The 13,835-nt window shown below is 42.7% G+C and carries 12 protein-coding genes; 8 read left to right on the top strand and 4 right to left on the bottom strand.

The window, feature by feature from the left end:
* The first annotated feature begins 6 nt into the window (after window positions 1–6).
* The 4 genes from trxA to ACPD8L_RS14010 all read left to right on the top strand — a co-directional run bounded on the left by trxA (window position 7) and on the right by ACPD8L_RS14010 (window position 2,294).
* A complete protein-coding gene (gene trxA, locus ACPD8L_RS14025; RefSeq protein WP_423943914.1) occupies window positions 7–306 on the top strand; it encodes a thioredoxin in 300 nt (99 codons plus the stop codon).
* 18 nt (window positions 307–324) lie between these two features.
* Window positions 325–690 carry a hypothetical protein gene (locus ACPD8L_RS14020; protein ID WP_423943913.1) on the top strand — a complete coding sequence of 122 codons (366 nt, stop codon included), beginning with the start codon at window positions 325–327 and terminating at the stop codon, window positions 688–690.
* Window positions 691–851: 161 nt separating this feature from the next.
* Window positions 852–1,796 carry a mechanosensitive ion channel family protein gene (locus ACPD8L_RS14015; protein WP_423943911.1) on the top strand — a complete coding sequence of 315 codons (945 nt, stop codon included), beginning with the start codon at window positions 852–854 and terminating at the stop codon, window positions 1,794–1,796.
* Between the two features lie 33 nt (window positions 1,797–1,829).
* A complete protein-coding gene (locus ACPD8L_RS14010; RefSeq protein ID WP_423943910.1) occupies window positions 1,830–2,294 on the top strand; it encodes a Dps family protein in 465 nt (154 codons plus the stop codon).
* A 146-nt stretch (window positions 2,295–2,440) separates the two neighbouring features.
* On the opposite strand, the gene ACPD8L_RS14005 is transcribed toward ACPD8L_RS14010, so the two are convergent.
* A complete protein-coding gene (locus tag ACPD8L_RS14005) occupies window positions 2,441–3,652 on the bottom strand; it encodes a site-specific integrase (protein ID WP_423943908.1) in 1,212 nt (403 codons plus the stop codon).
* A 299-nt stretch (window positions 3,653–3,951) separates the two neighbouring features.
* On the opposite strand from ACPD8L_RS14005, the gene ACPD8L_RS14000 reads away from it, so the two are divergent.
* Genes ACPD8L_RS14000 through ACPD8L_RS13985 form a run of 4 tightly spaced genes read left to right on the top strand, consistent with a single transcriptional unit; the run spans window position 3,952 to window position 6,452 of the window.
* Window positions 3,952–4,575 (top strand): Crp/Fnr family transcriptional regulator, encoded by a 624-nt coding sequence (locus tag ACPD8L_RS14000; RefSeq protein ID WP_116217655.1) that lies wholly within the window; start codon window positions 3,952–3,954, stop codon window positions 4,573–4,575.
* Window positions 4,576–4,610: 35 nt separating this feature from the next.
* Entirely contained in the window at window positions 4,611–5,060 is a 450-nt protein-coding gene (locus ACPD8L_RS13995; RefSeq protein WP_293303342.1) for a DMT family transporter, read from the top strand.
* Complete coding sequence (locus tag ACPD8L_RS13990) at window positions 5,057–5,788, top strand: GNAT family N-acetyltransferase (protein WP_421810685.1); 732 nt, start codon at window positions 5,057–5,059, stop codon at window positions 5,786–5,788. The genes ACPD8L_RS13995 and ACPD8L_RS13990 overlap by 4 nt, the downstream gene beginning before the upstream one ends.
* 1 nt (window position 5,789) lies before the next feature.
* Window positions 5,790–6,452 carry an NAD(P)H-dependent oxidoreductase gene (locus ACPD8L_RS13985; RefSeq protein WP_423943905.1) on the top strand — a complete coding sequence of 221 codons (663 nt, stop codon included), beginning with the start codon at window positions 5,790–5,792 and terminating at the stop codon, window positions 6,450–6,452.
* A gap of 72 nt (window positions 6,453–6,524) precedes the next feature.
* On the opposite strand, the gene nagB is transcribed toward ACPD8L_RS13985, so the two are convergent.
* The 3 genes from nagB to ACPD8L_RS13970 form a co-directional block, all read right to left on the bottom strand.
* Entirely contained in the window at window positions 6,525–8,447 is a 1,923-nt protein-coding gene (gene nagB, locus ACPD8L_RS13980) for a glucosamine-6-phosphate deaminase (RefSeq protein WP_421810683.1), read from the bottom strand.
* Between the two features lie 303 nt (window positions 8,448–8,750).
* On the bottom strand, window positions 8,751–10,442 hold the full coding sequence (locus ACPD8L_RS13975) for a SusD/RagB family nutrient-binding outer membrane lipoprotein (protein ID WP_116217067.1): 1,692 nt from the start codon (window positions 10,440–10,442) through the stop codon (window positions 8,751–8,753).
* Between the two features lie 13 nt (window positions 10,443–10,455).
* A complete protein-coding gene (locus tag ACPD8L_RS13970; protein ID WP_116217066.1) occupies window positions 10,456–13,572 on the bottom strand; it encodes a SusC/RagA family TonB-linked outer membrane protein in 3,117 nt (1,038 codons plus the stop codon).
* Window positions 13,573–13,835 lie beyond the last annotated feature (263 nt).

Here is a 13,835-nt window from a genome sequence, read left to right as displayed (position 1 = left end):
ATAGAGATGAAAGGAAATTTTAATACCATAATAAACGACAGCAAACCTGTTTTGGTCGATTTCTTTGCCGAATGGTGTGGCCCTTGTAAGGCGCAAGCACCGGTGCTGAAAGAATTGGCCAAGGAGTTGGACAATATCCGAATCATAAAAATCGACATCGACAAAAATCCGCAGATTGCCCAAAAGTACAATATCAGAAGTGTGCCCACGCTAATGCTTTTTAAGGAAGGGCAAAATCTCTGGAAACAATCTGGAGCCTTGGGTCTAGCACAACTCAAGGCCGACATCGGACAAAAACTATCTTAAATTTAATAGCGTTGAAAAATGAAAATAACTGTTTATCATAAAAATTACGAATACGGAGGTCGGGGAATCAATGATTTTCTCGATGTTTTTTTGATGTCTCGAATGAAGTATCTGGCCAGTGATTTGGTGTACGAGGGTGTGCCGAAAGATGATATAGTCCACGCGGTCAAAGAAGCTATGGCCGTACTGGACCGTTCGGGCATTAAAGTAAAAGAACACTTCAGACCAGTTTATACCCAGCTAAAGGGAACATTGTTCAAAGATTTTAGGATGACACAAAAAGGCTGGTTTGTGGTGCTCCTGAATCTCCCACCAAGAAGTGACTTTGGTAGGCGAATGCAGCTTCACATCAGTAATTTTTTGGAGGGTAGAATAGATTTGTAGCCTTAGGAAGAGTAGCGATGAAGGAATTGTTTTCAAATCATTATCTCGTAATTCCACTATCCCTTTCTTTAGGTCTGGTGGTCGGTAAGTTTATTCTCAAACCTGTGCTAAACCTTTTTCAGAGATTCTCTGAGCGAAAAGAGTTTCAATACGTTTCCGTAATGTTCAAATCCTTGCGATCCATCGCTATTTTCCTTGGAATGGCTCTGGTTGTAGACTTAATTGATATAGTGCTTAAGGTTTATGCTCCTCCCGATTGGTTCCACAAAGTGGTAATAAGCCTCAATGTCTTTGTCCTTACCTATGTGTTTACCGAGTTTTTGATTTTTATCTATGACAGGTACACAAAGGCCAAGCAGGGCAAGGCCACCTCTCTATACCATATACTGATTCGCATTCTCAGCTACATAGCTGGTTTTGTAATATTCACCCATCTCATCGGGTTCGAGCTGGCTCCAGTCCTAACAGCATTGGGTGTTGGGGGTTTGGCCGTTGCACTGGCATTACAGGACACCCTGGGCAATCTGTTTGCAGGGCTGCATATCCTTGCCGCAAAACAACTTCAACCGGGCGACTATATTAAATTAGATTCGGGGGAAGAGGGTTACGTATTGGATATCAACTGGAGGAACACGGTCATCAAGACACTGTTGGAAAATGTGGTCATCATTCCCAACTCGAAAATTTCCAGTACCATAACCACAAACTTCTTCACCCTTCAAAAAAACCTGTTCTTTCAGGTCGTGGTGGGCGTCCATTATGATAGCGACCTCAAGTTTGTGGAAACGGTCACCTTAGAGGTGGCCGAGGAACTACTTTCGGAATATCCCCCACTACCCAAAAGATTCGAACCCATAGTCCGTTTTTATGAATTTGCCGATAGTAGCATCAATATGAAGGTATGGTTGGCAACCGACCTTTACGAAAATCAATTCAAGATGCGGCACCAGTTTATCCAAAGGCTTCAAAAAAGATTTAAGGAAGAGGGTATCGTGATTCCCTTTCCCATCCGCACCATTGAGATTTCGAAGGATTCTATTTTAAACCTGAGGCAAAAGGACCCCTCATCTGCGGAAAACAAAATCATCCATACAAAAACTGTATAATAGAAAATATGTCTAATCAAAAAATAGAGAATTATGAATGCAATTGGATTGGATACGGAGAAAAGTAAGGAATTGGCAAACAAGCTTGGGGACTTATTGGCTAATTATTCGGTATTCTATCAAAACGTTAGGGGCTTCCATTGGAATTTGGAAGGGGATAAATTCTTTGAACTGCACACCAAATTTGAGGAGCTCTACAGTGATTTGGTCTTAAAAATTGATGCCATAGCCGAAAGGATAAGGACCCTTGGATTCCCATCCGAGTATCGATTTACGGAATATCTAAAGCAATCGGAAATCAAAGAGGCCGATAAGTCCGATGATGGTTTCAACGCCGTAGAAGATATTTTGAAAGCTTTTAAGATTCTATTGTCCAAACAAAGGGAAATTTTGGATTTATCGGACAAAATGAACGATGAGGGGACGAATACCTTGATGTCCGATTACATTATGGAACAAGAGAAATCGGTCTGGATGTATTCCGCATTTTTAAATTAGAATCTACATATCCTTAATCAACTCCACGACCTTCAGTCCATCCGAAATTTGGACTGAAGGTCTTTATAGCTATTTCATTTCTTAAAGCTATCAAAACTTCCGGAAGTTTCCGAAATCGATTTTTTTTAGCACCCTTAAAATTAAGGCTAGTTAAAAAGCACTTCCACCGCATCGTCTACAATTTCATTGCCCAATTCCTTAAGGTAGACTTGGGTGATTTTTATATCTGCATGCCCAAGCGATTCTCCAATAATATCCGTAGCCACTCCCTTTTGTTTAAGGCAATTAGCATAACTGTGCCTAGCCACATAAGAGCTTAAGGCCTGATTGATACCACACAGTTTAGCAATTTCTTTTAGGCCCCTGTTATATTGGGCAAGGGTTTTCTTTTTCCGATGGTCTAATTGCAAAGGGGTTAAATCGTTATATAGAAGAATTGGAAAAATATACTTTGTCCCCAGGGAGTGTTCTCTGTAATAATCCAAAATAGCCCTCAAGGGTGGATTGATTTTTACAGAAAATGGGCGTTTCGTTTTATTACGGATATACCTAATTCGCTCTCCGTGGATGTCGCTCCATTTCAAATCAATCATGTCGGCAAAGTTCATCCCTCTAGAATAGAAACTGAACATAAAATAATTTCTGTAATCAATCAGATGTGGATACTCGGTTAAATCAAGATTGTGAATCTTATTGATCTGTTCCAAATTCAAGGCTCTCTTAATGCCTTTCCCTTTTAGTTTTGAAATTTTATAAATATGGAAGGGATGCTTTTCTACTTTAAAGATATTCCGTTCTAAGGCTTTATTGTACATAGCACGAACCGTTCGCATTTTCACACCTATTCCACCATCCGTACCTCCCCGAGAACGCAAAAAGGCATCATACTTGTTTAAAAAGGTAACATCAATCTCAGAAAATCGTAGACTTTTAAAACCGATAAATCTCTTGATTGAATTGGAAGCATCGTGGTACAATTTTGCATTGCCCATTCTTCCTGCATCTCGCATTTCTTGAATAATTTCCTCCCAAAATCGGAATACGTCTTGTGAAGCCGGATTTGTATCTACTCGAAAATGCTTATCAAAATCGTCAAGAGTAAAATCTTCTTTTTCAAGCTCCAAGTTATAATAGGTTTTTAAGGCTCTGTCTTTTATTTTCAGAAGCACTCTATTCTTTTGGATATAGTTCGCATTTTTTCCATTGAAAGAACCTGTATCTTCGTTCCACTCTTCCAAATTGGTATTCAAAGGAGTGCGGTAATATTTGGTTCTACGGTTTTTGGTTACCCTTAAAAAGATGGGAAATGAGCCATTGGCCAATGCTTTTTTTCTTAAAACGACTTTGATTGAAGACATACTTTTCTGGTTTTGGGTACAACATAGGTACAACAAATGGGTACTTAAATGTAGTCTCAAGGAAGCTAAAAGAAAAGCGAAAAATCATAAAATACTGATTTTCAAAACAAAAGAAATCAAATGCAACCATTTGAAAATCAATAATTTGCGACTGTCACGCAGGGGGTCGCGGGTTCGAGTCCCGTCCAGACCGCAAAAAGCTCCGATTTCTCGGGGCTTTTTTGGTTTTTAATATCCTGTGTGTTCCACTTTTCCTATTTCTGGAAGAAAACAGTACCTTGATTCCTTATTCAACCCAAATGGAGAATAATCCAATAGAAACGTATAGGGAATTTATCACAGGGGTGTTCAATCGATACAGCCCGATCAGTGATGCATCCATTTCCTTGTTGATCTCCATAGGTAAAATCCAATATTTGGACAAAGGCTCCACGTTACTTTCCATTGGGGAAAAGTCAAGACATATCCATATGCTGCAGCAAGGAGCCATTGTTTCCTATTATTTGAGCAAAGAGGGTGATATGTACCACAAGAATATTTTTCTGGAAGGCAACATTGTGGGCTCCATGGTTTCAGCCTTAAAGAATGAACCTTCCCACTTTGCGCTTGAGGTTGTTGAAAAAGCAATCCTCGTTAGTTTTGATTACAGAAAATATAGGGAACTGATCGACACCCAACCGGACCTCAAGAATTTTTACATTTCCTACCTTGAAAAGAATTGGGTCATTGATAAGGAAAAAAGAGAAGTCGAAATTGTATTGAAGGAGGCCAAGGAACGTTATCTTGATTTCATCACCCTTCATCCCAATATAGAAGATCGGATTCCGCTACAATTTATTGCCTCCCATTTAGGCATTACCCCTACCCAATTGAGCCGTATTCGAAAAAAAATCAAAGAAAAAAGCTCCAATCAACATATGTAAAGACAAAAGTCCATTGCCTTACAGACCTTTGTCCCATGAAATTAATCGTACTTTATGTTTTGGCCTTCACAGGCGGTGTCTTTCTTGCTGTTCAGGCTGGTTTTAACACCCAATTGGGGGCTTTGGCGAAACATCCCGTGGTCGCAGTAGTATCCACCTCCATTGCCAGTGCCATTTTCGGGAGCTGTTTTATATTTTTCACGAATAAAGGGGAAGTATCGGCACAGATGGTATATGAAGTACCTTGGTATTTGTGGTTTGTGGGCGGGTTGTTCAGTATGATAGGCATCTCGCTTTACTTCTATACCATTCCCAAATTGGGAATTTCCAAAATGATTGCCTTGGGACTGTGCGGACAATTACTCTTTTCCATTTTAGCGGGTAAGTTTGGTTGGTTGAACCTCCCCGTTGAACCTCTCACCTCTAGAAAATTAATAGGCGTTGGAGCCTTAATCACCGGAATATTTTTAATCAATTCAAAATGAACACCACAGTATTAAATATTGACAACTTAACCCAATTGTGGAGCCTTGCAGGGGAAACGTTTCATGGTTACCACAACCATACAGGCATCCACACTTCAACCATAGAAAATTCACAGTGGCCCAATCGGATTTGGACCGATGCCGTCCTTTCCGAAAAATCGCTGCAAAAAATTGAGGCTCAAATGAAGAGCAACAAGGGTATGACCTTTTCAAACTTCAACTTGGATTCATTGAGAAGTCCATCCATAAACAGAGCAGGCTTATCCCTTAAATCCATACAATACGGAATGAGCCTTCCGCTCGATACAGCGTTTGAAACCCAGAAAAAAATTGAATTGGTCCGTGTAGCCCATGATTTGGAAGCAGAAACATGGAGCAACACATTTTATAGGGCCTTCCAGTATAGGATAAGCCCGGAGACCCTCTTAAAAACCGCAAGCAAGATTCCTTATTTCTTGGTTTATCATGGAAAACAACTAGTTGGCACCGTGATCATGTACACCACTGGGAAGACCTTGGGAGTACACGCCCTGGGCATTGACCCCGACCACCGCAAACAGGGCTATGCCACTGAAATCATGCACCATGTTTTGAATATAGGTCTTGCCCAAGGAGCATCTCTGGCAACTTTACAGGCCTCGGAAATGGCCAAGAACATGTATCTAAAAATGGGGTTCTCACATGATTTTTTAATGGAAAATTACGAATTGGAAACACAAAACAACTGATATGCAATTTAGTACAACACCCAAAACCACAGGAATGGAATTCATCAAGAATCAAGAATGGCGGTATGCCACCAAGAAGTTCGATCCCAACCAAAAAGTGTCCGATGATAATCTGGAAATCATAAAACGTGCTGTGCAGCTATCCACGTCCTCATATGGACTGCAACTGTACAAAGTATTGATCATAGAGAATCGGGAGATCCGTGAAAAATTGTTACCCGCGTCATGGAACCAGAGTCAGATCGTGGACGCCTCACATCTATTTGTTTTCTGCAATTACGCTGAAGTGAAGCCACATCATATTGACCAGTATATAAATCTTACGGCAAAAACAAGGCAACTCAATATGGAAGATCTAAAAGGCTATGGAGATTTCATGAAGTTGAAAATTGGGGAGCAATCCAACGAGAACCAAGCTTCTTGGACCAAACATCAGACCTATTTGGCCTTGGGCAATTTACTGGCCGTTTGCGCTGACCTACACATTGACGCCTGCCCCATGGAGGGTTTTGAAGCCGAAAAATACAATGAGATATTGGGGTTGACCGAAAAAGGCCTGAACGCCTCCCTAGTGGCTCCCATTGGCTATAGGAGTCCCGACGACAAAACCCAGAGCCAACCGAAAGTCAGAAAGCCTTTAGAGCTATTGTTTGAAAGCATCTAAAGTCGAAATGGCAGAAATCAAAAAGGCCCATAACTTTGTTATGGGCCTTTTTATTGGTATTCTCTCTATGTTTTAGTAATGATATCGGACAAAGGCCTCCATAGCCGCATAACTTGCCAAGCCCAAGGCCTGATATTTTTGCGCGGTTTCTTTGTTCCTGTCCTCGGCCCTTACCCAGAATTCCCTGAGATCTTCCCCTTGGAACATTACCCCATCTTTTTGGGTCTGGTGGTAAAAAATGGCCTTTCGCTTTCTAAGTACCTGTGCAGGACTCATGGGGACCGCCATTTCTATCTCATGGATCTCCCACTCGTGCCAAGCTCCCCTGTACAACCATACCCAGCAATCATCCATAAAAGGTTTCGCCTTCAATTCCTTTAGGGAAGCGAACAAAGCCTCCAGACATACGCGGTGCGTGCCGTGTGGATCGGCTAAATCTCCTGCTGCATAAATTTGATGGGGCTTGATCTTCTCAATGACATCATTCATGATCTTGATGTCATCCTCTCCCAAAGGCTTCTTACGGATGGCCCCTGTTTCGTAGAATGGCAGGTCCAAAAAGTGCACTTGGCTGTCAGGAATCCCCATATAGCGGGTGGCTCCATAACTTTCACTTCTTCTGATATTCCCTTTTATCTTTCTGACCAATTCCGAATCAAAATCTTCCTCGGTTTTACCATTCAGGTCCTCGATGACCTTTGAGAATGTATCTGTCTTTGTAATGGAATTGGCCACCTCAGCAATTTTCAGCGCTTCATGATCGGCCACGGCGATGTTCCCTGAAGTTTGATAGACGATATGCACTTCATGCCCCTGGGAAACCAATCGGTCAAAAGTACCCCCCATTGATATTACATCGTCATCCGGATGCGGACTGAAGATGATCACACGCTTCTTTTCCGGTGTAGCCCGTTCTGGACGGTTGGTATCATCCGCATTGGGCTTACCGCCCGGCCATCCAGTAATGGTATGTTGCAAGCGATTGAAGGTTCTAATATTGATTTCGTAAGAGGATTGCTCCGTACTCAATAAATCGGACATTCCTGAATCGTTATAATCCTTGTCCGTCAGTTGCAATACAGGCTTTTCTTTTTGTAAACTGAGCCAAACCACAGCCTTGTGGGTAAGGTCTTGCGTCCAGTCACAGGTGCGCACCAACCAAGGCGTATCAATACGGGTAAGGTGGGCCGCAGCCTCCTTATCCAACACAAAGGTGGCATTGGAGTGTTCCTGAAGATACGTAGCGGGCACTTCGGGGCTTATTTCTCCTTCAATGGTGTCCCTTACAATTTCCGACTTGTTCTGGCCCCAGGCCAAAAGAACAATCCGTTTTGCCTTTCTAATGGTGCCTATACCCATGGTAACGGCCTTTCTTGGCACATTTTCCAAGCCTTTGAATGCGGGTGCCGCATCCACTCGGGTAATATGGTCCAAGGTAATATCCCGGGTAGCTGAATTAAAGTGAGATCCCGGCTCATTAAAACCGATATGCCCAGTACGGCCTATCCCCAATAACTGGAAGTCCAATCCTCCTGCCTTTTCAATCTGGCTTTCGTAACTGCGACAATATTTTTGTAGTTTATCCGATGGTACAGTTCCATCAGGTATATTCACATTTGCGGGATCAATATCAATATGATCGAACAAATGCTGGTGCATAAAGTAGTGGTAGCTTTGGATATTGTTCCGCTCCATGGGATAGTACTCATCCAAATTGAAGGTGACCACATTCTTAAAACTAAGCCCTTCTTCCTTGTGCATGCGCACCAACTCTTCATAAACCTTAATAGGTGATGATCCCGTTGCCAACCCCAATACACATTTTTTTCCAGCCTCCTGCTTTTTCCGAATCAGCTTTGCAATTTCCTTGGCCACCTCCAACGACCCTGCCTTGGAATCATTGAAAATAACATTGTGGATTTTCTCAAAGCGTGTGTCCTCAAATTGACCCGCAGGTTGATATTGGATTGATTTTGGTTCTATGGCTACTTCCATAACAGTTGCTTATATTGTTAATTGACAAAGATACTTCAATTTTTCGCCAAGTCCTTATTAAATGGAATGGAATAGGTTATGATAACGCTATGTTTTTAACACATTTGTTGTATTCCAGATTTCCATTCCGCGATCATTGGACAAAAGGACATCCGTAATGAAGTCATTACACAAACATCTTATCACTCCCCCATAAAAAAAGCGAAGGAAGAGAAAACCTCTTCCTTCGCCCAAAATTAACTATAAATAAAACTAACTCAAACTATGAGAAATCCTTTAATGGACTGCTTCACATCATTTGGTTTATTGTGCAAACCACAATGTGGTTCCTTGCAAATCTTCTCCTTGTGCTGGCGCAACAGCAGAGAAATTTGGGTTGTCTTGAGCACCGGAGCCATAACGTAAACGCTGTGGGTAATCTCCATTTAGTGTACCCAATGCAAAAATGGTCTGATCGGACACACCTGCAGCCAATTCAGAAGGATAGCCTGTATCACGTACAACAGCCCAAGCCTCAAAACCATCTGTATAGCTCACCAACCATCTTTGGTGGGCAATCTTCTCAAGCTTTTCATCCAAGGTGCCTACTGTGATATCCGCAGCAGCTTCATTAGCGATATATGTATCGGCATCACCACCAGAAATTCCCCATAGCGCCATGGCCTCTTTAATTCCTTTGGCAAACAAATCTTGGGCATCGCCAGTGGCTCCTTGAAGTCCCTTCAAGACAGCCTCTGCTTGCAAGAAATAAGCTTCTGCACTGGTAAGGATAATTTCTGGATACCCATCCACTTGGGAAGAGGTCTTTGGTTGGGTCACCGCATCACTTGGCGTACTGAACAAATCGTAACGCACATAGGAATAGGTATCCCCATTGATACGGGATGGTTGCCCTACATACTGACCAGTTGCCAATTCAACGATCGTGGTATCTCCAGACATTGACGTTGTATAATCCGCTCCAGCATCATCCAAGGCGCCTATGATAAAATCTACCCTTTCCTGATAATTCACATCTGGAGTTTCTGGGTTATCCACAAACTTAAAGATTCCACCCTTCGCAGGCTTCACATATGCCGCCAATCTAGGGTCGTTGTTGTCCTGTAGCATGTTCACCAAAGCACTGCTCACGGTCCAATCGGAACCCGTTCCGAAATTGTGCCAAACATCTCCGTAAGCTGCTGCAGCCCACTGACTGATCACAAAATCCTTGTTCATGACAACACTACCGGTAGTATCATCCAATAGTGGAGCACTAAGGGCTTCGTTGATTGCAGATGCCGCAAAATCATCGCCAGGAGCTCCCAAGGCCCTCATCCCTATTCTCAACTTCAAGGTATTGGCCAAACGCTTCCATTTCTGTAGGTCTCCACCACAGTATACATCATTTTCCCCAGCATCATCCACACCAAGACCGGTACGTTCCGCTGATCCAATGATGGCCATAGCCTCATCCAATTCTGCGATCACACCTTTGTAAACTGTTTTTTGATCATCATACTTTGGCGTTAAAATACCTTCAACACCAGCTTCAGTATAAGGAACCATCCCAAAAGTATCAGTATACATTTGGTAATACAGTCCCTTGATGATCAAGGCCATGGCGTACATGTACTCATTTTCAAGCTCCCCGCCTTCCTTAACAAAATCGGTGAACCCTTTTATATTCCCCAAGTAACCGGCCAACCATCCATAAGCAGCATCGGTATATCCGGCATTATAGGTATACCCCAATTCATCGGACCACCAACAACCGTTGAATCCAAATGTGAAATGGCCGGCGAACCTATCGGTATGGATCAAATGTGCCCTCCAATAAGGAAAACGGTCTGGAGAATACAATTTGTACTGGGTATCCGTCAAAAAGAACTTGGCACTCACCTCTGTGGAGAGAAATCCATTTTGATCGGTATTCATCTCGTCAAAATTTTTCGTACAGGATAGTATTGTGACCATACTCAGAAGGCCAAATACCATAAATTTCATTTTTTTCATCGTAGCAAATTTTTTAAAAGTTTACATTTAATGTAAGTCCAAAGCTTCTTGTTGTAGGTAGTGCATAGAACAACACCCCTTGACCAAGGTTGGAAGTGGAGTAGCTTGACTCAGGATCAAAGTTATCCACGTTCTTATAGATGAACAACAAGTTTCTTCCCACTGCACTCAATGAAGCGCCTTTGATAAAGGTCTTTTCCAATATCTTTTTAGGGAAGCTATAGGTAAGGCTCACCTCACGCAATCTCACATTGGTTTGATCGTACACATACTCGGAACCAATATTGCTAACCGCACCCCAGTAATCTTGGGCACTGATGGTAGTTGTATTGGGAGTATAGGTACCATCTCCGTTATCTATGACACCATCCACAAGAATCCCTCCTTCTCTATACTGAAGAGACCTTTCGGAAACCCCGGCAGCATCCAAGCCAGCATCTGTAGCCGAATATACTTCACCACCGATCCTAAAATCGATCAAGGAGTTCAGGGTAAAGTTTTTGTAGCGGAAGGTATTGGTAAAACCACCCGCAGCGTCGGGCTGGTAGTTCCCAAATTTCTCTCTTTCCGAAGTAGCCACAGGTCTACCTTCAGCGGTAACGATCAACTGTCCGGCATCATTTCTTTGCCAAGTGGTCGCCTCAATATCCCCATATCCAGCACCTACTCTAGCTACCGTGGAAACCACTCCTGAGTTACTGCTACTGAACTGGAAAAGATCTTGCCCTTCGATCAAGCTTATCAACTTGTTTTCGTTACGGGAAATATTGGCAGAAACATCCCAAGAGAAATTTTCTGTTTGAATGGGTGTTCCTCCAATAAGTATCTCAAAACCTTTGTTGCTGATTTCCCCCACATTGGTTCTGAAATCATCAAATCCAGTACCTGGATCCAATGGCACATCAAAGATCAAATCTTTAGAACTGATGTCATAATATGATGCATCTAAAAAGAATCTATTATTGAAAGCCCTGAACTCCAATCCAAATTCCGTGGATGTAACATCCTCAGGACGAAGACTCTCGCTAAACAAGGTTTTTTCCCTGCTCACGGTAACATTGTCCAAGAATCCGTTGGCTGCAATCCTGAACAGGTTCACCAACTGCTGCGGATCGGTGTCGTTACCCACATTGGCAACACTACCTCTCAACTTCAATAGGTTCACCTTGCTTCCCAAATCAAAAGCTTCGTTCAACAGCACACTCAAACTGGCAGAGCTGTAGAAATAAGAACGGTTTTCGGCCGCCAAGGCAGAAGACCAGTCGTTTCTACCGGTAACATCCAAATAAATGGTGTTGTCATACGCCAAGGAAAGTGCTCCATAAGCAGAGTTGATGCTCTTTTTGATAAGGGCACTCTGGCTAGCGAACAATTCCTCCGTATTGTCCAAGAAAGGTCTTCCAGGGATTTTGATATTCTCTCCCCTTGCGCTTGAACGAATGTTAGACAAGCGCAATGCATTTGCACCAACATTGGCATTAAGGTTGAACTTGTCACCCAAATCTTTGTTGAACATCAACAAGAAATCATAGTTGGTCTCAGTTCTATCGTTCTTACCGTAATTTACCCTTCCTGAAGGGAAGAAATGGTGTCCTGTTCTGGTAACGGACTCGGTATCTTGCGTGATCGCATCGGTACCTACCCTTACAAAAGCAGACAACCAATCGGTAAATTCATATTGCAATTTGGCAAAACCAGTAATTCTGGAACGTCTATCCTGATTGGAATCATGCTGTAGAATCCAGTATGGGTTACCTCCGGATGATGTAGGGGCGATTACCCGATATGGATCACTTGGATCAATGGGATTGTCCAAATCTTGGTAGATCTTAAGATCGTTGGTACGAACGTTCCTTGCCAAAGGCCATAGGTAGGCCATAACCCCTTCTGTACCTTGTGTTGGTCTGTTATTGGCAGTTTGCAAGAAGTAAGTCACCCTTGCATCCAAGCTCAACTTGTCAGACAAATTGGTGAAGGCACGCAAGTTAAAGTTGTCCCTGTCCACTCCAGAATTTGGCAAAATAGACTCCAAATCAGAATTGGTGTACGAGAAACGAACCGAAGTATTCTCATTTCCTGAGCTCAATGCAACCGTATTGATAAAGCTTGTCCCGGTCTCAAAGAAGTCTTCCACATTATTGGGCTGAGCCTCATAAGCCCTCATCTCCCCATTGTAGGCCAATTGCTGGCTGCCATCAAAGCGAGGACCCCATGAACTGCTACTTCTAACCGTGTTCACTTGGTTGGCCAATGGAGCTCCTGTATCCACCTGTGGAAACAGACCATCGGTTCCACGACCATATTGATTTTGGAATTTAGGCAGGATAAATGGACTTTCAAAAGTGGCACTGGATGTAAGGGAAATACCCAATCCGGTATCCAATTTTCCTTTTTTGGTGGTAATGATCACCACACCGTTACTCGCCCTTGCCCCGTACAAGGCGGCAGCATTGGGACCTTTAAGTACGGAAATTGACTCAATGTCGTCTGGGTTGATATCCGAAACACCAGTACCCAAATCCGGCACACTGTATTCACCAGCCCCAGCAGTACTTAAACCACTGTTGTCAATTGGCACACCATCCACAACATACAGTGGCTGGTTGTTCCCGGTAATGGAGTTGTTACCCCGAATAACCACACGGGTACCACCACCAGGACCAGAAGTGGTCTTGGAAACCACGACCCCGGCAACTTTACCGGCAAGAGAGTTCACCACGTTAGGCTCTTTTACCAAAGACACCTCATCGCCCTGAACTTCCGTTACCGCATAACCCAGTGATTTTTTCTCCCTGCTGATACCAAGGGCAGTAACCACAACTTCCCCAAGTTGCTCTGCGTCTTCCTGCATCGTTAGGTTGATGGTCGATCTTCCATTGATCGAAACTTCGATGGTTCTCATCCCCAAAGATGAAAACACCAAGGTAGCACTGCCATCAGCTACGGTGATGCTATAATTTCCATCAAAATCGGATGACACACCATTACTGGTTCCTTTTTCAACAATGTTGACTCCAGGAAGCGGAACACCCGCTTCGTCAGAAACCGTTCCGGTAATTGTTTGCGCCAAAATCCCTTGCATAGAGAGCAATGCCGCAAAAACAAATACATACTTTAGTTTTTGAATCATGTTAGTTTTTTTGTTTTGATTGTTAGATTAAAGTCGAATTTACATTAACTAAAAGTTAACATAAGAGGTGAAAATCCCCAATACTTGAAGATTCCTGAAAAAATTTCGACCAACAACGGAGGAGAAAGGCCGAAGAGCATTTTTATTTCTTAAAATGACAAATAGGCGATATTAAAAACGGGAAAACCACAAAATAGCATGGTTTAAATTACGTTTTCCTTAATTTTTCAAGAAGATTGTACGGAAGAAAAGACTCTGAAACA

It is taken from the genome of Flagellimonas algicida, from assembly GCF_049629585.1.
Taxonomy (GTDB): domain Bacteria; phylum Bacteroidota; class Bacteroidia; order Flavobacteriales; family Flavobacteriaceae; genus Flagellimonas.
This window is presented reverse-complemented; position numbering and strand designations above follow the sequence as displayed.